At 71.6% G+C, this 19633-nt stretch carries 20 protein-coding genes and 1 rRNA gene; 17 read left to right on the top strand and 4 right to left on the bottom strand.

What is annotated here, in order from left to right; genetic code table 11:
- The 3 genes from rrf to IEX47_RS13940 form a co-directional block, all read left to right on the top strand.
- Positions 1-75: ribosomal RNA gene (rrf, locus tag IEX47_RS13950) — 5S ribosomal RNA — on the top strand; the annotation flags it as partial.
- A gap of 111 nt (positions 76-186) precedes the next feature.
- Positions 187-1230 carry a tetratricopeptide repeat protein gene (locus IEX47_RS13945; protein ID WP_188784600.1) on the top strand — a complete coding sequence of 348 codons (1044 nt, stop codon included), beginning with the start codon at positions 187-189 and terminating at the stop codon, positions 1228-1230.
- A gap of 110 nt (positions 1231-1340) precedes the next feature.
- Positions 1341-1664 carry a single-stranded DNA-binding protein gene (locus IEX47_RS13940; protein WP_188784599.1) on the top strand — a complete coding sequence of 108 codons (324 nt, stop codon included), beginning with the start codon at positions 1341-1343 and terminating at the stop codon, positions 1662-1664.
- On the opposite strand, the gene IEX47_RS13935 is transcribed toward IEX47_RS13940, so the two are convergent.
- Positions 1642-2721 (bottom strand): DUF1015 family protein, encoded by a 1080-nt coding sequence (locus tag IEX47_RS13935; protein ID WP_188784598.1) that lies wholly within the window; start codon positions 2719-2721, stop codon positions 1642-1644. The genes IEX47_RS13940 and IEX47_RS13935 overlap by 23 nt on opposite strands.
- 28 nt (positions 2722-2749) lie before the next feature.
- On the opposite strand from IEX47_RS13935, the gene IEX47_RS13930 reads away from it, so the two are divergent.
- From IEX47_RS13930 to IEX47_RS13890, 9 genes are all read left to right on the top strand, one after another.
- Complete coding sequence (locus IEX47_RS13930; RefSeq protein WP_188784597.1) at positions 2750-3760, top strand: HAD-IIA family hydrolase; 1011 nt, start codon at positions 2750-2752, stop codon at positions 3758-3760.
- Positions 3757-3975 (top strand): hypothetical protein, encoded by a 219-nt coding sequence (locus IEX47_RS13925; RefSeq protein ID WP_188784596.1) that lies wholly within the window; start codon positions 3757-3759, stop codon positions 3973-3975. Before IEX47_RS13930 ends, IEX47_RS13925 begins: the two co-directional genes overlap by 4 nt.
- Complete coding sequence (locus tag IEX47_RS13920) at positions 3975-4808, top strand: TlyA family RNA methyltransferase (RefSeq protein ID WP_188784595.1); 834 nt, start codon at positions 3975-3977, stop codon at positions 4806-4808. Before IEX47_RS13925 ends, IEX47_RS13920 begins: the two co-directional genes overlap by 1 nt.
- Positions 4805-5764, top strand: a complete 960-nt coding sequence (locus tag IEX47_RS13915; RefSeq protein WP_229662881.1) for an NAD kinase — start codon at positions 4805-4807, stop codon at positions 5762-5764. The genes IEX47_RS13920 and IEX47_RS13915 overlap by 4 nt, the downstream gene beginning before the upstream one ends.
- Complete coding sequence (gene recN, locus IEX47_RS13910) at positions 5764-7524, top strand: DNA repair protein RecN (RefSeq protein ID WP_188784594.1); 1761 nt, start codon at positions 5764-5766, stop codon at positions 7522-7524. Before IEX47_RS13915 ends, recN begins: the two co-directional genes overlap by 1 nt.
- Before the next feature lie 84 nt (positions 7525-7608).
- A complete protein-coding gene (pyrG, locus tag IEX47_RS13905) occupies positions 7609-9315 on the top strand; it encodes a CTP synthase (RefSeq protein WP_188784593.1) in 1707 nt (568 codons plus the stop codon).
- Between the two features lie 8 nt (positions 9316-9323).
- A complete protein-coding gene (locus IEX47_RS13900) occupies positions 9324-9911 on the top strand; it encodes an NUDIX domain-containing protein (RefSeq protein WP_188784592.1) in 588 nt (195 codons plus the stop codon).
- On the top strand, positions 9908-10834 hold the full coding sequence (xerD, locus tag IEX47_RS13895) for a site-specific tyrosine recombinase XerD (protein WP_229662880.1): 927 nt from the start codon (positions 9908-9910) through the stop codon (positions 10832-10834). The genes IEX47_RS13900 and xerD overlap by 4 nt, the downstream gene beginning before the upstream one ends.
- A complete protein-coding gene (locus tag IEX47_RS13890; protein WP_188784591.1) occupies positions 10831-13359 on the top strand; it encodes a DEAD/DEAH box helicase in 2529 nt (842 codons plus the stop codon). The genes xerD and IEX47_RS13890 overlap by 4 nt, the downstream gene beginning before the upstream one ends.
- 39 nt (positions 13360-13398) lie before the next feature.
- Here IEX47_RS13890 and IEX47_RS13885 read toward each other — a convergent pair whose 3' ends face one another.
- Genes IEX47_RS13885 through IEX47_RS13875 form a run of 3 tightly spaced genes read right to left on the bottom strand, consistent with a single transcriptional unit; the run spans position 13399 to position 15762 of the window.
- Positions 13399-14397, bottom strand: coding sequence for an aldo/keto reductase (locus IEX47_RS13885; protein WP_188784590.1), 999 nt, complete (start codon positions 14395-14397; stop codon positions 13399-13401).
- A 9-nt stretch (positions 14398-14406) separates the two neighbouring features.
- Positions 14407-14802, bottom strand: a complete 396-nt coding sequence (locus IEX47_RS13880; protein ID WP_188784589.1) for a MerR family transcriptional regulator — start codon at positions 14800-14802, stop codon at positions 14407-14409.
- 33 nt (positions 14803-14835) lie between these two features.
- Complete coding sequence (locus IEX47_RS13875) at positions 14836-15762, bottom strand: methylenetetrahydrofolate reductase (protein WP_188784588.1); 927 nt, start codon at positions 15760-15762, stop codon at positions 14836-14838.
- Between the two features lie 285 nt (positions 15763-16047).
- On the opposite strand from IEX47_RS13875, the gene IEX47_RS13870 reads away from it, so the two are divergent.
- From IEX47_RS13870 to IEX47_RS13850, 5 genes are read left to right on the top strand one after another with little or no spacing between them, the layout of a single operon-like run.
- Positions 16048-17019, top strand: a complete 972-nt coding sequence (locus tag IEX47_RS13870; RefSeq protein ID WP_373289228.1) for a ParA family protein — start codon at positions 16048-16050, stop codon at positions 17017-17019.
- Complete coding sequence (locus IEX47_RS13865; RefSeq protein WP_229662879.1) at positions 17004-17351, top strand: hypothetical protein; 348 nt, start codon at positions 17004-17006, stop codon at positions 17349-17351. The genes IEX47_RS13870 and IEX47_RS13865 overlap by 16 nt, the downstream gene beginning before the upstream one ends.
- Entirely contained in the window at positions 17348-18235 is an 888-nt protein-coding gene (locus IEX47_RS13860) for a segregation and condensation protein A (protein WP_188784586.1), read from the top strand. Before IEX47_RS13865 ends, IEX47_RS13860 begins: the two co-directional genes overlap by 4 nt.
- Positions 18228-18830, top strand: coding sequence for an SMC-Scp complex subunit ScpB (gene scpB, locus IEX47_RS13855; RefSeq protein WP_188784585.1), 603 nt, complete (start codon positions 18228-18230; stop codon positions 18828-18830). The genes IEX47_RS13860 and scpB overlap by 8 nt, the downstream gene beginning before the upstream one ends.
- Positions 18827-19615: a pseudouridine synthase gene (locus IEX47_RS13850; RefSeq protein WP_308423282.1), complete on the top strand. Its 789-nt coding sequence runs from the start codon at positions 18827-18829 to the stop codon at positions 19613-19615. The genes scpB and IEX47_RS13850 overlap by 4 nt, the downstream gene beginning before the upstream one ends.
- The last annotated feature ends 18 nt before the right edge of the window (positions 19616-19633 follow it).

The following is a 19633-nucleotide window of genomic DNA, read 5'->3' as shown; positions in this document are numbered from 1 at the left end:
AACCCGGAAGTTAAGCCTGACAGCGCCGATGGTACTGCAACCGGGAGGTTGTGGGAGAGTAGGACGTCGCCGGACAATTTTTCACTAGGGGCCTCCGCCTTCGCGGGGGCCCCTAGTCTTTTGTCCACACCCCGTGCAGGGAGCATGCCTCCTGCACGCCGCCGTATGTGTTGAAAGGTTGCCCCCATGGCTGACCAGTTCCGTCCCCGTCGTTCCGACGCCCCTCGTGGCGGACGTCCCCAGGGCGGTGGTCGCCCCACGAGCCGCGACGGCAAGCCCGCCGCTCGTGATGGCAAGCCTGCCGGCCGGAGCGGGGGCGGCAAGTCCGACTTCCGTGCCGCCGGCCGGGACGAAGCGCCCTCGCGCGGTGGCAAGCCTGCCTCGCGCGACGGCAAGCCGTCGTACGGCAAGCCGGCGGCTCGTGACGGGAAGCCCGGGTCGCGCGACGGGAAGCCGTCGTACGGTGACCGGAAGCCCGGCTCGCGCCCGGCGCGCAAGGACGACTGGAAGCGTCCCACGGACGACCAGCGCCCGCGCAGCGAGGAGCAGTCCCGCTATGACGGTCCGGAGATCCCCGAGGAGGTCACGGGCAAGGAGCTCGATCGCTCCGTGCAGGCCCAGTTGAAGGGCCTGCCCGAGAAGCTGGCGCTCCGCGTCGCGCGTCACCTCGCAGCAGCGGGCCTCCTGATCGACGAGGACCCCGAGACTGCCTACAAGCACACCCTCGCTGCGCGAGCCCGCGCGGCTCGCCTGGCCGTCGTTCGTGAGGCCTGCGGTGAGGCTGCCTACGCAGCGGGGGAGTACGCCGAGGCCCTCGCCGAGCTTCGCGCGGCCAAGCGGATGAACGGCTCTGCTGCGTACCTGCCGATCATGGCGGACTGCGAACGAGCCCTCGGCCGTCCGGACCGTGCCCTGACCCTGGCGAAGAGCCCGTCGGTGGCGAACTTCGAGCCGGAGGCGAAGGCGGAGATGACGATCGTCGAGGCTGGCGCTCGTCGCGACCTCGGCGAGCTCGACGCCGCGCTGCGGACGCTCGAGTTCGCTCCGCTGAGCTCGCGCTCGCGGGCCTCCTGGGTGGTGCGGCTGCGCTACGCGTACGCCGACACCCTCGAGGCGGCCGGCCGCCTCGAGGATGCGCTCACGTGGTTCCACCGCACCGCTGGCATCGACGGTGACGAGATCACCGACGCCATGGACCGCGCTGCTGAGCTGGAGAAGCGGCTCGGCTGAGACCCGCTTTCTGCACACAGCGGCGCGCCGCCAGACGCCTTGCACAGGCCCGGACCCCGGTGGTCCGGGCCTGTTGTCATTTCGGGTCCCATGGGCGCGGAGGTGCAGAGATGACCAACGAGGTGCGTCTGGTGGGCAGGGTGTCCCGCCGTCCTGAGGAGCGGGTGTTGCCGAGCGGTGACAAGGTGGTGTCGTTCCGGCTGTCGGTGCCGCGACCCGGGGGCTCTGCCCGGCCCGGTTCGGACTGGGTCGACTGTGCGGTGTGGTCGGCGCGGTTGCGTCGCACCGTCGCGCGGTGGGTCGTGGGCGAGCAGGTGGAGGTGAGCGGCGCCCTTCGGCGGCGGGTCTTCCGGTCAGGTGCGGGAGTGGTGCCGCTCGTCGAGATCGAGGTCGCTGAGGGGCGGCGAGCGGTCAGTCGCGCAGATCCCGCATGAGCGCGCCCAGGTGCGGCTTCGGCTGGAACGACGTGGCCTTCTGCGGGAAGGGCTGGCCGGCCCGCGCGGCTGTGGCCACCTGCTCGAAGGAGGGGGCGGGCAGGAGGATCGCGACGCCGTCCCGGGCGCGGGCCAGGGCCTGCCCGGCGGTGTGGTGATGCTGGACGCGGGCGTCGTCGACACCCCACGCCGGCAGCAGGTCCTCGTGGAGCGCGAAGACGGGAAGCTGGAGTCCGCGCGGGTGCAGGCTCGCCCACTTCTCGCCGTCGTGGAGGACCAGGGCGTGCTCCAGGCTGGCGAGTGCCTCGCGCCTGCTCGCGTGCGGGCGGTAGTCGTCCCCGCGAAGGATGGCGGCTGCGGCGACGGTCTCGAGGGTCAGGCAGACGACGGAGCGGTGGATGGCCCCGAGCTGCAGCGGCGTGTCCGACTGGTCGACCAGCATCACCAGCGTCTGCTCCCACCCGGTCCCGGGGCGCTGTGCGGCGAGCTCCAGTGCAGCGGCGTAGCGGTGGTGCCCGTCGGCGATGACGGCGCGCGTCGCTGCGACGAGCGTGCCGATGAGCTGGACGTCGTCCGTGTCCTGCACGCGCCACATGCGGTGGTGCTGCCCGCCGGGGTCGGTGAAGGAGAGATCAGGTTTGCGTTCGGTCAGCAGGCCGACAGCGGTCCGGAGGGCCGGCGTGCCGCGGTGCATGAGGAGGATCGGCGCCGGGTTGAGCGCCAGCGTCTCCATGCGCTCCGCCAGCTCGGCGACCTGCTCCATGCGCACGGCCTCGTGGGGGAGGACGGCCGAACCGGCGCGCGTGACGTCGAGCTCGCCGACGATCCCACGGACGCTGACGCCCGACGAGGTGTACTCGTGGATGTAGAGCGCGGGCTCGCCGTCGATCCGGACGTGGCGCTGGCGCTGCCAGTCCTGCAGGCGGCGTGCGGCCGACCGGTAGGGTCGCGCGAAGATCCTGTTGGCCACCGGTGCGCCCACGAAGCTCTCGCGGAGTCGCAACGCGCGGAACGGCCGCAGCACCAGCTGTGGTTCCTGCTCCGGTGGCGTGTCCATGAGGCTGCATCGTAGGGGGAGACGGCAAGTGCTCGGTTCGTGTGGGGAGCCGCTGGCGCGCGTCTACGACCTCGCGATGCTCGATCTCGACGGTGTGGTCTACGTCGGTGACCACGCGGTCGGCGGCGCGCCCGAGGCCATCGACGCGGCACGCGCGCTGGGTATGGCGGTCGCCTTCGTGACCAACAATGCCGCGCGTCCGCCCGCAGCCGTCGCCGAGCATCTCAGCGCCCTCGGTGTCCCCGCACGTGCGGACGACGTGGTCACGTCGGCGCAGGCGGGCGCACGCGTGGTGCGTGAGCGCCATGGTGCCGGCACGATGGTCTTCCTCTGCGGAGGACCCGGCGTCGAGGAGGCCCTGCTCGCCGAGCAGTTGGTGCCGACCGCCGACCCCGCCGCCGCCGAGGTTGTCGTGACCGGCTACGGACCCGACCTGCCCTGGCGCCGCATCCTGGAGGCGTCGATCCTCGTGCGCGACGGACGTCCCTGGGTCGCGACGAATGCCGACCTGACGATCCCGACGTCGAACGGCGTGGGTCTCGGCCACGGCGCGGTCGTGAAGATGATCGAGGAGTTCAGCGGGAGGCGGGCGATCGTCGCCGGGAAGCCCCAGCGCCCCCTGCTCGACGAGACCGTACGCCGCATGGCCGCGCGGCGACCGTTGATGGTCGGCGACCGGCTCGACACCGACATCGAGGGTGCGCAGGTGGCTGGTGTCGACTCCCTGCTCGTGCTCACCGGAGTCAGCGGTCTCGACGACCTGGCGGCCGCGGCGGCGCCGCTGCGCCCGACGTACGTCGCTGCGGACCTGGGCGGCCTGCTCGTCGCGCACGAGGCTCCGACGCGGGTCGCCAGCGGCGCCTGGCACCTCAATGGCTGGTCGGGTGAGGTCGTCGCGGGTGAGCTCGTCGTGCACGGCGACGGCGCCCCAGAGGACTGGTGGCGTGTGGTCGCCTGCGCTGCGTGGCGACACCTGGACGACACGGGTCGGCCGGTGGCGCTGGGTCGGGTGCGCGGTTCGGTACCGTGGTGCGCATGACCGAACAGGATTTCGATCGCGCGGCGGAGCAGGCGACGCCTGCGTCGACGGGCAACACGGCCGTCGACGGCGTCATCTCCAGTCTTGCTGGCCTCGCTGAGGTCCCGGTCTCCGAGCACGTCGCGATCTTCGAGAGCGCCCACGAGCAGCTCCGGGGAGCGCTCGACGCCCCCGCCGGCCCGAAGCCGCCCACGCTGCCGGGCCCGCAGGGCTGATGCCACCGCGTCGACTCCGCCTGGACGCCGAGCTGGTCCGCCGCGGCATGGCCACGTCGCGGGCCCACGCCTCGGAGCTGATCTCCGCGGGCCGGGTGAAGGTCGCAGGTGCCGTCGCGACGAAGCCCGCCACACAGGTGACCACCGATGCGGACGTCTACGTCGTCGAGGACCCTGACGACCCGGGCTACGCCTCGCGCGGGGCACACAAGCTCGCGGGCGCGCTCGCGTCGTTCGGGCCGCTCGGCCTGACGGTGGAGGGGCGCCGCTGCCTCGACGCCGGCGCCTCGACCGGCGGCTTCACCGACGTGCTCCTCCGCGCCGGCGCCCGAGAGGTCGTCGCGGTGGATGTCGGCTACGGGCAGCTGATCTGGCGCCTGCAGAACGACGACCGGGTCCAGGTCCACGACCGCACCAACATCCGGGACATCACCCCGGAGCTGCTGGGCGGCCACGTCGACGTCGTCGTCGGCGACCTCTCCTTCATCAGCCTCGAGCTGGTCCTCGACGCCCTGCTCGGCGTGTGCACCCCCGACGCGGACCTCGCGCTGATGGTCAAGCCGCAGTTCGAGGTCGGCAAGGAGCGCCTGGGCAAGGGCGGCGTCGTCCGCGACCCGGCGCTGCGTGCCGAGACGGTGACCGCCGTCGCCGACGCCGCCGCCCGGCGCGGTTGGGGCGCCCGCGCCGTCGCGACCAGCAAGCTGCCCGGCCCGTCGGGCAACGTCGAGTTCTTCCTCTGGTTGCGTCGTGGCCCGGCCACCATCGGCCCGGCGGAGATCGCGGTGGAGACAGGCGCGCGTCCGTCGGTGCCTTCTGAGAAGGTGGACCCGTGACCACAGATCCCGCCGTGACCGCCGACGTCGCGGTCCGCCGCGTCCTGCTGGTCGCCAACACCACGCGCGACCAGGCCTGCGAGATCGCCCGGGCGTTCGTGAAGTCGCTCTCCGCCCACGGCATCGTGGTGCGTCTGCTCGCCGCCGAGGCTGCCGACCTGGGCCTGCGCCCCGACGAGTCCCGCATCGAGGTCGTGGCCGACGACGGCTCGGCTGCGGTCCACTGCGAGCTCGCCGTGGTCATCGGCGGCGACGGCACGATCCTGCGCGCCGCCGAGATCACCCACCGGTCGGGCACGCCGCTGCTCGGCGTCAACCTCGGCCACGTCGGGTTCCTGGCGGAGGCCGAGCCTGACGACGTCGAGCACACCATCGAGGCGATCGTCGACCGGCGGTGGACCACCGAGGAGCGCCTCACCGTCGACGTGACGGTCCTGCAGGGTGCCGAGGTCGTGGCCAACACGTTCGCGCTCAACGAGGCCTCCGTCGAGAAGGCCGCCCGCGAGCGCATGCTCGAGCTCGTCGTCGAGGTCGACGGTCGGCCGCTGTCGCGCTGGGGCGCCGACGGCGTCGTGTGCGCGACGCCGACCGGCTCGACGGCGTACAACTTCAGCGCGGGAGGGCCGGTCGTGTGGCCGGTCGTCGAGGCGCTGCTCATCGTGCCGCTCAGCGCGCACGCACTCTTCGCCCGCCCGATGGTCGTCGCCCCGAGCTCGGTCATCGCGGTCGAGGTGATGTCCACCAACGAGGGCGCCGGCGTGCTCTGGTGCGACGGTCGTCGCACCGTCGACCTGCCGCCCGGCGCCCGCATCGAGGTACGCCGCGGGGCCCCGGTCCCGCTCGTCCGGCTCCACGACTCGCCGTTCACCGACCGCCTGGTCGCGAAGTTCGGCCTGTCGGTCGAGGGCTGGCGCGGGGCTGCGGAGCGCCGGATGCGCGAGAACGGAAACGACTGATGTTCGAAGAGATCCGGATCCAGTCCCTCGGCGTCATCGAGTCGTCGACGCTCGAGCTCGGACCCGGCCTGACCGCCATCACCGGTGAGACCGGCGCGGGCAAGACGATGATCGTCACCGCGCTCGGCCTGCTCATGGGCGGCCGCGCCGACTCCGGTGCCGTGCGTCGTGGAGCCAGGGCTGCGCGCGTCGAGGGTGTCGTCGACGCCTCGCGCCTGGCCGACCTGACTGCTGCCGTCGAGGAGCTCGGGGGAGAGGTCGAGGACGGCCGCGTGCTGCTGGCCCGCAACATCTCGAGCGAGGGCCGCTCTCGTGCCTTCGTCGGCGGCGCCTCCGTGCCCGCCGCCCAGCTCACCGAGCTCTCCGACGCGCTCGTCGCCGTCCACGGCCAGTCCGACCAGCACCGGCTGCTCAAGGCCAGCGCCCAGCGCGAGGCGCTCGACCGGTTCGGTGGCGAGAAGGTCGCCGCCCTGCTCGAGACCTATCGCGGGCTCCACAAGGAGCTCGGGGCGACCGAGCGCGAGCTCGCCGACGTGGTCGCCCACGCCCGCGAGCGCGCCCGCGAGGCGGACCTGCTCCGCTTCGGCCTCGAGGAGGTCGGCGCAGTCGAGCCGGAGCCCGGCGAGGACGTCGCGCTTGCTGCCGAAGAGGCCCGCCTGGGCTTCGCCGACACCCTGCGCGGCGCTGCCGAGCAGGCCCGTGAGGCGCTCTCCTCGGAGCAGGACCAGCCCGACGCCCTGGGCGCCGTCTCCGCAGCCCGCCGCCTCCTCGACGGCGTCCGCGAGCACGACGACGAGGCGGCAGGCCTCGCCGACCGTCTGGCCGAGGTGAGCTACCTGCTGGCCGACGTCGCGGCCGACGTCGCGTCGTACGCCGCCGGGCTCGACACCGATCCCGCGCGCCTGGCGGTCGTCTCCGAACGCCGGGCCGCGCTGGTCGCCCTGACCCGCAAGTACGGCGAGACGATCGACGAGGTGCTGGCCTGGTCCCAGCAGGCTTCGCTGCGACTGCTCGAGCTGGACGGCACAGACGACCGCATCGCCGAGCTCCGTGCGCAGCGCGGTGACCTGCGCTCTCGCCTGGCCGAGGCCGCGCTGGCACTCAGTGAGGCGCGCCAGGCCGCCGCCGGGAAGCTCGCCGAGGAGATCACCGCCGAGCTCGGCCTGCTCGCGATGCCCCATGCCCGCGTCACCCTCGCCGTCACCCAGGTCGAGGAAGCTGCGCCCTCCGGAGGTGCGACCGGGAGCGACGGCCCGCTGCCGCTCCACGTGGGGGAGCGGTGGCTGCGCTACGCCGGTCACGGTGTCGACGAGGTCGAGTTCCTGCTCGCGGCCAACACCGGCTCCGAGCCGCGCCCGCTCCACAAGGGTGCCTCCGGTGGTGAGCTCTCGCGCGTGATGCTCGCGCTGGAGGTGGCGCTGGCCGGCACCAGCCCGGTGCCGACGTTCGTCTTCGACGAGGTCGACTCCGGCGTCGGTGGCAAGGCCGCCGTCGAGATCGGCCGCCGCCTCGCGCAGCTCGCCCGCACGTCGCAGGTCCTGGTCGTCACCCACCTCCCGCAGGTCGCGGCGTACGCCGACCGGCACGTGGTGATCGCCAAGTCGACCGACGGGGTGGTGACCACCTCGGGCCTCACCGTTCTGAGCGACGACGAGCGCGCCCGCGAGCTCTCGCGCATGCTCGCCGGCATGGACGAGTCCGACACGGCGCTCGCCCACGCGGAGGAGCTGCTCGAGGCTGCGCGCGCCGCGCGCGGCTGAGCGCGCGTCCGAGGCGCGCCCAGCCCGATTCGTGGGATAGGATCGAACCCCGTAGCCGATAGAGATTCGACAACGGGAGTTCCCTTGGCCAGTGCCGCGCAGACCAAGCACGTCTTCGTCACCGGAGGCGTTGCGTCGTCCCTCGGCAAGGGCCTCACCGCCTCCAGCCTGGGTGCTCTTCTCAAGGCTCGCGGTCTGCGGGTCACGATGCAGAAGCTCGACCCGTACCTCAACGTGGATCCGGGCACGATGAACCCGTTCCAGCACGGTGAGGTCTTCGTGACCGAGGACGGCGCCGAGACCGACCTCGACATCGGTCACTACGAGCGGTTCCTCGACACCGACCTCGTCGGCAACGCCAACGTGACGACCGGTCAGGTCTACTCCAACGTGATCGCCAAGGAGCGTCGCGGCGAGTACCTCGGCGAGACCGTCCAGGTCATCCCGCACATCACCAACGAGATCGTCGACCGGATCCTGGCGATGCACGCGCCGGACGTCGACGTCGTCATCACCGAGGTCGGCGGCACCGTCGGCGACATCGAGTCGCTGCCGTTCCTCGAGGCCGCGCGCCAGGTCCGCCAGAAGATCGGGCGCGACAACGTCTTCTTCATCCACGTCTCCCTGGTGCCCTACATTGGTCCGTCGAAGGAGCTGAAGACCAAGCCGACGCAGCACTCCGTCGCCGCGCTCCGCACGATCGGTCTCCAGCCGGACGCCGTGGTCTGCCGCGCCGACCGCGAGCTGCCGCAGAGCATCAAGTCGAAGATCGCGCTGATGTGCGACGTCGACGAGGACGCCGTGGTCACGGCTGCCGACGCGCCGTCCATCTACGACATCCCGAAGGTCCTCCACCGCGAGCGCCTCGACGCCCTCGTCGTACGCAAGCTGGACCTGCCGTTCCGCGACGTCGACTGGTCGGTCTGGAACGACCTGCTCAAGCGGGTGCACCACCCGAAGGAGGAGGTCACGGTCGCGCTGGTCGGCAAGTACATCGACCTGCCCGACGCCTACCTCTCCGTGGCCGAGGCGCTGCGCGCCGGCGGCTTCGCCAACGAGGCGAAGGTCAACGTCGAGTGGATCGCCTCCGACGAGTGCGAGACCCCCGCCGGTGCCGCGAAGCACCTCGCCGACGTCGACGCGATCCTCGTCCCCGGTGGCTTCGGCATCCGTGGCCTCGAGGGCAAGCTCGGCGCGCTGCAGTACGCCCGCACGCACGGCATCCCCACGCTCGGCATCTGCCTGGGCCTGCAGTCGATGGTCATCGAGTACGCCCGCAACGTGCTGGGCCTCGACAAGGCGGCGTCGACGGAGTTCGACCCCGAGACCCCCGAGCCGGTGATCGCCACGATGGAGGAGCAGAAGGCCATCGTCGGCGGCGGCGGCGACCTGGGCGGCACGATGCGCCTCGGCTCCTACCCGGCGAAGCTCGGCAAGGGCACGCTCGCCCGCGAGGTGTACGGCGAGGAGCTCATCACCGAGCGCCACCGCCACCGCTACGAGGTCAACAACGCCTACCGCGCGCAGCTCGAGGACGCCGGCATGGTCTTCTCCGGCATCAACCCGGACCTCGACGTCGTCGAGTTCGTGGAGCTGCCGAAGGACGTCCACCCGTACTACATCTCCACGCAGGCGCACCCTGAGCTGAAGTCGCGCCCGACCCGGCCGCACCCGCTCTTCGCCGGCCTGGTCAAGGCCGCGATCGAGCGCCAGCGCGAGCTGCGGATCCCGATCGACGAGTCGAAGCTGCACAAGGTCGAGGACACCCCCGACGACCGCATCGAGGACTGATCCGCACCGTGCCGATCGCTGACCGCCCCGAGTCGTGGCCGGTGGGGTCCTCCGAGGACCTCCATCGGGACGGCTGGGTGGTCGCGCTCCGCTCCGACCAGGTCCGGCTTCCGGGGGCCGACGGCAACGGGAAGGGCGCGCCGTTCCGGCGTCTCGTCGTCGAGCACCCGGGCGCGGCGATCGTGCTCGCCATCGACGAGGACGGGCGCGTGCCCTGCCTCCAGCAGTACCGGCACCCTGCGCAGATCTCGTTCGTCGAGCTGCCGGCCGGGCTCTGCGACGAGCCGGGAGAGGACGCCCTGGAGGTCGCGAAGCGCGAGCTCCGCGAAGAGGTCGAGCTCGCCGCCGACGAGTGGGTCCACCTGGCCTCGGTCTGGGCCAGCCCCGGCATCAGCGCCGAGCAGCACCATCTCTACCTCGCCCGCGGCCTCACTCCGGCCAGTCGCGGCGACTTCGCGCTCCATGCGGAGGAGGCCGAGATGGAGGTCTTCCGCGCCCCCTTCGACGAGCTGTACGCCGCGGTGCTCGACGGCCGCATCGCTGACGCGCCGATCGCGCTGGCCCTGCTGCTGGCGCGGGCCAAGGGCCTGGCGTGAGCGGCTCGCCGATCGAGCGCGCCATCCGCACCTGGCTCGACCACCTCGCCGTCGAGCGTGGCCTGGCCGCCAACACGCTGAGCTCCTACCGCCGCGACCTCCGGCGCTACGCCGCCTACCTGGCTGCTCGCGACGTGACCGAGATGGACGCGATCACCGAGCAGACGGTCTCCGACTTCCTCGTGCGCCTGCGTGAGGGCGACGCGGACCACCCGCCACTCGGCTCGACGAGCGCGGCGCGCACGATCGTAGCGGTGCGCGGCTTCCACAAGTTCGCCGTGCTCGACGGACTCGCGACCCACGACCCGGCCGCCGCCGTGAAGCCACCGGCTCCGGCCAAGCGGCTGCCCAAGGCCCTCCCGCTCTCGGAGGTCGAGGCGATCCTCGAGGCGTCAGGCGCTGCGGGCACCCAGCTGGCGCTCCGTGACCGGGCGCTGCTCGAGGTCCTCTACGGCACCGGCGCGCGCATCTCCGAGGCCGTCGGCCTCGACATCGACGACATCGACCTGGAGCTCGGCCAGGTGCTGCTGCGCGGCAAGGGTTCCAAGGAGCGGCTGGTCCCGATCGGCTCCTACGCGCGCGATGCCGTGGCGGCGTACCTCCGCGACGCACGGCCGGACCTGATGGGTCCGCAGACGCCGTCCGGTGCGGTCTTCCTCAACTCCCGCGGCGGCCGGCTCTCGCGCCAGTCGGCGTGGGCCGTGCTGGTGAAGGCCGCCGACCTCGCCGGCGTCACCAGGGACGTCTCGCCCCACACGCTGCGCCACTCGTTCGCGACGCACCTGCTCGACGGCGGCGCCGACGTACGTGTCGTGCAGGAGCTGCTCGGGCACGCCAGCGTCACGACGACGCAGGTCTACACGCTGGTCACCGTCGACAACCTCCGCGAGGTCTTCGCCACCGCGCACCCGAGGGCCCGATGAGCACGACCAACGGAGAGGCCGGGTACGACGCGTTCTCCGCGTGGGCGGAGAAGAGCGGCATCGAGCTCTACCCGCACCAGGAGGAGGCGGTCCTCGAGATCCTGGCGGGCAACAACGTCGTGCTCGCGACCCCGACCGGCTCGGGCAAGTCGCTGGTCGCGATCGCCGCCCACTTCGCCGCGCTCGCCGACGACCGCGTGAGCTTCTACACCGCGCCGATCAAGGCACTGGTGAGCGAGAAGTTCTTCGCGCTCTGCGAGGTGTTCGGGGCCGAGGACGTCGGCATGCTGACGGGCGACGCGAGCGTCAACCCCGATGCGCCGATCATCTGCTGCACCGCAGAGGTGCTCGCCAACATCGCGCTGCGCGAGGGGCGGGCCGCCGACGTCGGTCTCGTCGTCATGGACGAGTTCCACTACTACGCCGAGCCCGACCGTGGCTGGGCGTGGCAGGTCCCGCTGCTCGAGCTGCCGCACGCCCAGTTCCTGCTGATGAGCGCGACCCTCGGCGACGTGACGCCGATCAGCGAGGACCTCTCCCGGCGTACGGGGAGGGAGACGGTGCTCGTCGACGGCGCCGAGCGGCCCATCCCGCTGCACTTCAGCTGGTCGCTGACGCCGATGTCCGAGGCGCTCGAGGAGCTCGTCGCCACGAAGCAGGCGCCGGTCTACGTCGTGCACTTCACCCAGAAGGACGCAGTCGAGCACGCGACGTCGCTGCTCAAGGCGAAGCTGCCGGTGGCCGCCGAGACGAAGGCGGCGATCGCCGAGCGGATCGCGCCGGTGCGCTTCGGCGCGGGCTTCGGCAAGACGCTCAGCCAGCTGCTCAAGGCGGGCATCGGCGTGCACCACGCCGGCATGCTGCCGCGCTACCGCCGCCTGGTCGAGCAGCTCGCGCAGCAGGGACTGCTCACCGTCATCTGTGGCACCGACACCCTCGGCGTCGGCATCAACGTGCCGATCCGCACCGTGCTCTTCACCGGCCTGGCCAAGTACGACGGCAGCCGGTCGCGCGTGCTGCGTGTGCGCGAGTTCCTGCAGATCGCCGGGCGGGCCGGCCGGGCGGGCTACGACACCGCCGGCTACGTCGTGGTCCAGGCGCCCGAGCACGTCATCGCCAACGAGAAGGCCAAGGCGAAGGCGGAGGAGCGGCGCGCCGCCGGCAAGAAGAACTCCAAGGCCCAGCTCTCCAAGCCGCCCGAGGGCTCCGTCGTCTGGACCGAGGCCACCTTCACCAAGCTCGTCGACGGCACCTCCGAGCCGCTGCAGAGCCGGATGAAGGTCGACAACTCGATGCTCCTCAACGTCGCAGCCCGCGAGGAGGACACCGCTGAGGCGATGCGCCGGCTCCTGCAGGAGAACCACGAGGACCGCCGCTCGCAGCTCCGGCTCACCCGTCGTGCGCTGCGGCTGACCAGGTCGCTCGTGGCCAGCGGCGTGCTGACCCGCCTCGACGAGCTCGACGAGTTCGGCCGGCGCTACGTCCTCACCGACACGCTGCCTGCCGACTTCGCGCTCAACCAGCCGCTGGCCCACTTCGCCACCGAGGTGCTCGACCTGCTCGACCCGGCGTCCGAGAGCTACATGCTCGACACCGTCTCGGTCATCGAGTCGGTGCTCGAGGCGCCCCGGCAGATCCTCTTCGCCCAGCAGTACGTCGCTCGCGGCGCCGCCGTGCAGGAGATGAAGGCCGACGGCGTCGAGTACGACGAGCGGATGGCGCTGCTCGAGGAGATCACCTGGCCGCAGCCGCTCGCCGAGCTGCTGGGGGCGGCGTACGAGATGTACCGGTCGAAGCACCCCTGGCTCCCCGATGACGCACTCAGCCCGAAGAGCATCGTCCGCGAGATGTGGGAGCAGGCGATGTCGTTCACCGACTTCGTCTCCCGCTACCAGCTCGCGCGATCCGAGGGGCTGGTGCTGCGCTACCTCACCGACGCCTACCGCACGTTGCGGCAGACGGTGCCCGACGCCCAGCGCACGCCCGAGCTCGAGGAGCTCGTGGAGTGGCTGGGGGAGACGGTGCGCCAGACCGACTCGAGCCTGCTCGACGAGTGGGAGGCGCTGGCCCACCCCGACGACGTCGCCCCCGAGGTCAGTCACCACGAGCCGCCGAAGCCGCCGCGCGCGCTCACCGACACCGCGGCGTTCCTGGTGATGGTCCGCAACGCGATGTGGCGCCGGGTCGAGCTCTGTGCGCGCGACGACCTCGACGGGCTGATGCGACTCGAGCGCGACGCTGCAGACCGCACCGAGCCGCCCGCCGAGGTGGCGATGACCCGCAGTCGCTGGGACGACGCCCTCGAGGCGTACTACGCCGAGCACGACACGATCGGCACCGACGGCGACGCCCGCGGGCCGAAGATGTTGACGATCGAGCGCAGCGGCCGGCTCTGGAAGGCGGTCCAGACGATCGCCGACCCCGAGGGTGACCACGACTGGGTGATCGAGGCCGAGGTCGACCTCGACGCCACCGATGCCTGTGGTGAGGCCGTCGTGCGGGGCACGGCGTTCCGCTGCCTCTGACGCCTGCGCGGGTGTCAGCGACAGCGCAACACGCGTGCGTCAGGCGTCGATGTGCGACATGTCGCCGTAGCGGTCGCCGGCGACTGCGTCGCGCGGCACGGCCCGCTCGAGCGCAGCCAGGTCGTCGGCGGTCAGGTCGACGGAGAGCGCACCGGCGTTCTCCTCCAGGTACCGCACCCGCTTGGTGCCGGGGATCGGCGCGATGTCATCGCCCTGCGCGAGCACCCACGCGAGGGCGACCTGACCGGGCGTCGCCCCCTTCGCCTCGGCGATCGCGCGGACGTTGTCGACGAGGCTGAGGTTCTGCGCCAGCGCGTCGCCCTGGAACCTCGGGAAGTACGCCGAGCGGCGGAAGTCCGCGGTGCCGTCGGCCCCGCTCTCGGTCGTGATCGCGCCGGTCAGCAGGCCGCGCCCGAGAGGGGAGTAGGGGACCAGGCCGATGCCCAGCTCGCGCACCACCGGCAGGATCTCGTCCTCGAGGTCGCGGGTGAAGAGCGAGTACTCCGTCTGCAGCGCGGTGATCGGGTGGACGGCGTGCGCCCGACGGATGGTCTCCGCGGACGCCTCCGAGAGGCCGAGGTGACGCACCTTGCCGGCCGCCACGAGCTCTGCCATCGCGCCGACGGTCTCCTCGATCGGCACGGTCTTGTCGACGCGGTGCTGGTAGTAGAGGTCGATGTGGTCGACGCCGAGCCGCTCGAGCGACGCGTCGCAGGCGGCGTGGACGTACTCGGGGCGTCCGTTGATGCCCAGGCGGCTGCCGTCGGCGGCACGCTGGTTGCCGAACTTGGTCGCGAGCTGGACCTCGTCGCGGCGGTCGGCGATCGCGCGGCCGACCAGCTGCTCGTTGGTGAAGGGGCCGTACATATCGGCCGTGTCGAGGAAGGTCACGCCCAGGTCGAGCGCGCGGTGGATGGTGGCGATGCCACCCGCCTCGTCCGGAGTGCCGTAGAACTCCGACATGCCCATGCAGCCGAGGCCGAGAGCCGAGACGTCGAGGGGAGAAGCCGTGCCGAGAATGCGTCGTGGAGTCGTCATGCCGTCCACTCAACGCGTTCGAGCGCGCTTGAAGTCAAGCGCCTGCTCGACCTTTCCCTCGTAGATCCCGATCTTGTGGTCGACGGCGCGCAGGTGCCCGGTGATCTCGGCGAGCTGCGCCTCGACCCGTGACCGGTGCGCGAGCAGGAGGTCGAGCCGCTCCTGCTCGTTGCCGGCTCCGGCGCGCACCAGCGCGGCGTACCGCTTCACGTCGCGGATCGGCATCCCGGTTGCGCGCAGGCGCGTGATCAGCGTGATCCAGGTGAGGTCGCGCTCGGTGTAACGACGGTGGCCCGATGCCGCTCGTTCCACCGGGCCGAGCAGGAGCCCGTCGCGCTCGTAGTAGCGCAGGGTGTGGGCGGTGAGGCCGGTCAGCTCGGCGACCTCGGCGATCGTGAAGGACACCGGACCAGTCTGCGCCTTCGAGTGCGCTCGAGGTCAAGCAGGACGGCGGACGTGCTCGATCAGCCGGCGCGCCAGCTCGACCGAGGCGTCGATCTCGACCTTGCGGATCGACACGCTCTCGACGTTGAGCCCGTAGGGCACCCCGAGCCGCTCGCAGTAGGCCACCAGCTCGGTCGCCGCGTCGAGCGCCTGCTCGAACGACGCCTGCAGCGTGTCCTCGGCATGGCGCAGGTCGTTCTCGATCCAGCGGGGGACGTCGACGCCGAGCCAGCGCAGGAACTCCAGCGTCTTCATCGAGCCGCACACCGAGAACGTGAAGACGACCGGGACCGGCGCGATGCCGGCGTCGCGGCAGGCGTAGGCGTAGTCGGAGACGAGGTTCTTGGCCGCGTTGACGTCGTAGACGACCTGCGTGACGAAGAACCGGCAGCCCGCCGCCTGCTTCGCGAGCAGCCGCTCGTGCTCGTTGCCGCGGCGCGTGTGGCGCTCGGGGATGGCGACGCCGCCGAGGAGAAGGTCGGGGTTGGTCGTGGTGGCCAGCTCCTGCGCCTCGCCCAGCGCGAGCGGGGGCCGGCTGTCGCTGGAGGCGGCCCCGACGAGCACGGAGAGCGTGCGGCCGGGGTCCTGGTCGCTGACCCACCGCTCGAGGGAGCCGGCGTCGTACTTGCCGACGGCGCGGTAGACGACGACGGGGGTCTCCCAGTCGGCCAGCTCACCCGAGAGGTACGCCGCGGGGTCGAGCGTCGGCGTGAAGGGGAAGGGGCGCTCGGACGGGTTCCGGGAGCTCTCGTCGTCGATGTCGTAGAGCACCAGGCCGTCGAGGTCGAGCGGCCGGAGCCGGGCCTTGGTGGCCTCTGCGATCTCCGCGACGCGCTCGGGCGCGGTCGCGCGGCGGGGCGGCGTCAGGGCGAAGAGCACGAAGCGGCCCTGGCGGTCGCGGATGCGGGCGGCGAGGTCCATGGAACGACCCTATGCGCATCGACGCGCAGGGCCGGACGACGGCGGCGAGCGTCCACGGACGCCACTGTCAGGCCCGGCGTTTCGTCCACAGATTGCTCCACAGGCAAGGCCTTCCTGTGCACTTGAGCGGGGGCGATTCCACACGTCGTACACAGATTTCGATGGTGCCGGTGGACAACGCAGGGCCGCCTTGTGACCTGTCAGAGGGCACCCCTAGAGTCCGGTCAACACGGCGAGTTGTCGCCGTGTCGACAAACGGACCACGACCTCGAGGAGAGCTGGCTGATGAGCGGATTCACCCCCACGGGCACGACCGCGCCGGAGATGCCGCCCCTCGTCCGGCCGCCGGTCCCCACCGACGCAGGAGCGACCGTGAGCGCCTTCCCCTCCGCCCCCGCCACGCCCGCCCTCACCGGCGAGCTCGGCCCCACCGGCCGCCCCATGCCGGTCTTCCCCGACCCGCGGCCGCTCACCTCGCACGGACCCGCGCGCGTCATCGCGATGTGCAACCAGAAGGGCGGCGTCGGCAAGACGACCACCACGATCAACCTGGGTGCCGCCCTGGCGGAGTACGGCCGCAAGGTCCTGCTCGTCGACTTCGACCCGCAGGGCTCGCTCTCGGTGGGCCTGGGCCTCAACCCCAACGAGATCGAGGTCGGCACCTACCAGCTGCTGATGGACCCGGCCACCTCGTTCGACGACGTCGTGGTCGCCACCAACGTCGAGGGCATGGACCTGCTGCCCGCCAACATCGACCTCTCCGCCGCGGAGATCCAGCTCGTCCACGAGGTCGGCCGCGAGCAGGTCCTCGCGAGCAAGCTCGCCGCCGTGCGCGACCGCTACGACGTCATCCTGATCGACTGCCAGCCGTCGCTCGGCCTGCTCACGGTCAACGCCCTGACCGCGGCCCACGGCGTGATCATCCCGCTCGAGTGCGAGTACTTCGCGCTCCGCGGCGTGGCCCTCCTCAAGGACACGATCGACAAGGTCAAGAGCCGCCTCAACCCGGGCCTGCAGATCGACGGCCTGCTCGGCACGATGTTCGACGGCCGCACGCTCCACAGCCGTGAGGTCATGGAGACGCTCGTCCGCGGCTGGAGCGACACGGTCTTCCACACCGTGATCCGCCGCACCGTGAAGTTCTCCGACTCGACGGTCGCCGGCGAGCCGATCACGACGTACGCCGCGACGTCGTCGGGCGCCGACCAGTACCGCCAGCTCGCCAGGGAGGTGGCAGCTCGGTGTCTCGACGTGTGAGCATGCCGGCGGCTGACGACCTCTTCCGTCCGACCGCCGCGTCGCTGCAGGCCGTCCCCAACCTCGGCAGCACGGACCCGGCGCCCGCTCCGGCGGCGCCGGCCCGCAAGGGCGCGTCCTCCGGTCGGGTCCGGCACGACGAGAAGATGACCGTCTACATCACCTCCGACGAGCTGATGGACATCGAGCACACCCGCCTGGTGCTGCGTCGCGAGCACGGCATCGCCGCCGACCGTGGCCGCGTCGTCCGCGAGGCGGTCGCGCTCGTCCTCGCCGAGTTCGAGGCCCACGGTGAGGACTCCGCGCTCGTCCGCCGGCTGAGGGCCCGGTGACCACAGCCCCCGAGGCTCCTGCCGAGGCCCTTCCGTCCGACGCGATCGAGGGCGCTGCCGAGTCGGGCGGCTTCGAGGTCCGGCTCGACAACTTCGAGGGTCCGTTCGACCTGCTGCTGTCGCTGATCTCGAAGCACAAGCTCGACATCACCGAGGTCGCCCTCTCGCGGGTCACCGACGAGTTCATCGCGCACGTGAAGGCGGGCGGCAAGGCCTGGGACCTCGAGGTGACCACCTCGTTCCTGCTGGTCGCCTCGACCCTGCTCGACCTCAAGGCGGCCCGCCTGCTGCCGCAGGGTGACGTCGAGGACGAAGAGGACCTCGCGCTGCTCGACGCGCGTGACCTGCTCTTCGCCCGGCTCCTGCAGTACAAGGCGTTCAAGCAGGTCGCCGGTGTCTTCGAGGCGCGCATGGCGGGGGAGGAGAAGCGCCACCCTCGGGCCGTCGGCCTCGAGGAGCGCTTCGCGTCGCTCCTGCCCGAGGTGCTGATCGGCATCGGCCTGGACCAGTTCGCCGCGCTGGCTGCGAAGGCGATGGCACCCAAGCCGGTGCTCGCGCTGCCGACCCACCACATCCACCAGAACACCGTCTCCGTGCGCGAGCAGGCGGGCATCGTCGTCGACCGGCTCAAGCGGTCGGGCACGTTGACCTTCCGCGCGCTGTGCGGCGACGCTCCTGACACGCTCACCCGGGTGGCGCGGTTCCTCTCGCTGCTCGAGCTCTACCGCGAGGGCGCCATCGCCTTCGACCAGGTCTCGCCGCTGGGCGACCTGTCGGTGCGGTGGACCGGCGACGACGACACTGACTTCGAGATCGACGAGTTCGAGGGCGCCCCCGTCGACCCGACCGACGACGTACCCCTCCCGGAGGAGAGCGATGACTGACCAGACCGAGGAGACGACCCTGTCGGTCGCCGTCGCCGACCTCAACCCGGCGCTCGAGGCGATCCTGATGATCGCCGACCAGCCGCTCGACACGATGACGCTCGCCTCCGCCGTCGGCTACCCCGTCGAGGAGGTCGTCGGCGCACTGCAGACCCTCGCCGAGGACTACACCGAGCAGGGCCGCGGCTTCGAGCTGCGCAACGTCGCCGGAGGCTGGCGCTTCTACACCCGCGAGGAGTACGCCGCGGTGGTCGAGGCCTTCGTGCTCGACGGCCAGCAGGCGCGCCTCACGCAGGCGGCGCTCGAGACCCTCGCGGTCGTTGCGTACAAGCAGCCGGTCTCGCGCGCCCGGGTCTCGGCGATCCGCGGCGTCAACGTCGACGGCGTCATGCGCACCCTCCTGTCGCGCGGCCTGGTGGAGGAGGCCGGCAGCGACGAGCAGACCGGCGCCAACCTCTACCGCACCACGAGCTACTTCCTCGAGCGCATCGGTGTCACCTCGCTGGAGGAGCTGCCCGAGCTGGCGCCCTTCCTCCCCGAGATGGACGACCTCGAGGACGAGCTGGCCGCCGCCTTCGCGGAGGGGTCGGCATGAGCGGCGAGACGAACCGCTTCACGCGCTCCCAGGTCGAGACCGACGACGAGGGCCTGGTCCGGCTGCAGAAGTTCCTGGCGCAGTCCGGCGTCGCGTCGCGGCGCAAGTGCGAGGAACTCATGCTCGACGGGCTGGTCGAGGTCAACGGCGAGGTCGTGAGCAAGCTCGGCACCAAGGTCGACCCGGCCACCGCCGTGATCCACGTCGACGGCAAGCGGCTTCCCCCGGTCTCGCCCCACGTCTACCTCGTGCTCAACAAGCCGCGCGGTGTGGTCTCCACGATGAGCGACCCCGAGGGCCGCAAGACCCTCACCGACTTCGTCGACGACCGCCCGGAGCGGCTCTTCCACGTGGGCCGCCTCGACACCGACACCTCGGGCCTGATCCTGCTCACCAACGACGGTGAGTTCGCGCACCGCATGGCGCACCCGTCGTACGAAGTGGACAAGACGTACGTCGCGGAGGTCGACGGCGACGTCTGGCCCGCGACACTGAAGAAGCTCCGCGGAGGCGTGGAGCTCGACGACGGCCCCGTGCACCCGAGCCACGTGCGCCTGGTCGCCGGGCCCAAGGGCAACCCGACCGGCCGCTCGATCGTCGAGCTGACCATCCACGAGGGGCGCAACCGGATCGTGCGGCGGCTGCTCGACTCCGTCGGCCATCCCGTACGCCGCCTCACCCGCACGTCGTTCGGCCCGGTCTCGCTCACCGGACTGCAGGTCGGCAAGGTCCGCGAGCTGACCGACGACGAGCTCGGCGCGCTGCTCGACGGCGTCGGCCTCTGAGCGCTCCGGCGAGGCAGT

Source organism: Nocardioides phosphati, assembly GCF_014646375.1.
Classification (GTDB): Bacteria; Actinomycetota; Actinomycetes; order Propionibacteriales; family Nocardioidaceae; genus Nocardioides; species Nocardioides phosphati.
This window is presented reverse-complemented; position numbering and strand designations above follow the sequence as displayed.

Coding starts and splice junctions, on each gene's coding strand:
- IEX47_RS13945 (WP_188784600.1), top strand. CDS start 187: ATGGCTGACCAGTTCCGTCCCCGTCGTTCCGACGCCCCTCGTGGCGGA.
- IEX47_RS13940 (WP_188784599.1), top strand. CDS start 1,341: ATGACCAACGAGGTGCGTCTGGTGGGCAGGGTGTCCCGCCGTCCTGAG.
- IEX47_RS13935 (WP_188784598.1), bottom strand. CDS start 2,721: ATGGACACGCCACCGGAGCAGGAACCACAGCTGGTGCTGCGGCCGTTC.
- IEX47_RS13925 (WP_188784596.1), top strand. CDS start 3,757: ATGACCGAACAGGATTTCGATCGCGCGGCGGAGCAGGCGACGCCTGCG.
- IEX47_RS13920 (WP_188784595.1), top strand. CDS start 3,975: ATGCCACCGCGTCGACTCCGCCTGGACGCCGAGCTGGTCCGCCGCGGC.
- recN (WP_188784594.1), top strand. CDS start 5,764: ATGTTCGAAGAGATCCGGATCCAGTCCCTCGGCGTCATCGAGTCGTCG.
- IEX47_RS13890 (WP_188784591.1), top strand. CDS start 10,831: ATGAGCACGACCAACGGAGAGGCCGGGTACGACGCGTTCTCCGCGTGG.
- IEX47_RS13885 (WP_188784590.1), bottom strand. CDS start 14,397: ATGACGACTCCACGACGCATTCTCGGCACGGCTTCTCCCCTCGACGTC.
- IEX47_RS13875 (WP_188784588.1), bottom strand. CDS start 15,762: ATGGACCTCGCCGCCCGCATCCGCGACCGCCAGGGCCGCTTCGTGCTC.
- IEX47_RS13870 (WP_373289228.1), top strand. CDS start 16,048: ATGAGCGGATTCACCCCCACGGGCACGACCGCGCCGGAGATGCCGCCC.
- scpB (WP_188784585.1), top strand. CDS start 18,228: ATGACTGACCAGACCGAGGAGACGACCCTGTCGGTCGCCGTCGCCGAC.
- IEX47_RS13850 (WP_308423282.1), top strand. CDS start 18,827: ATGAGCGGCGAGACGAACCGCTTCACGCGCTCCCAGGTCGAGACCGAC.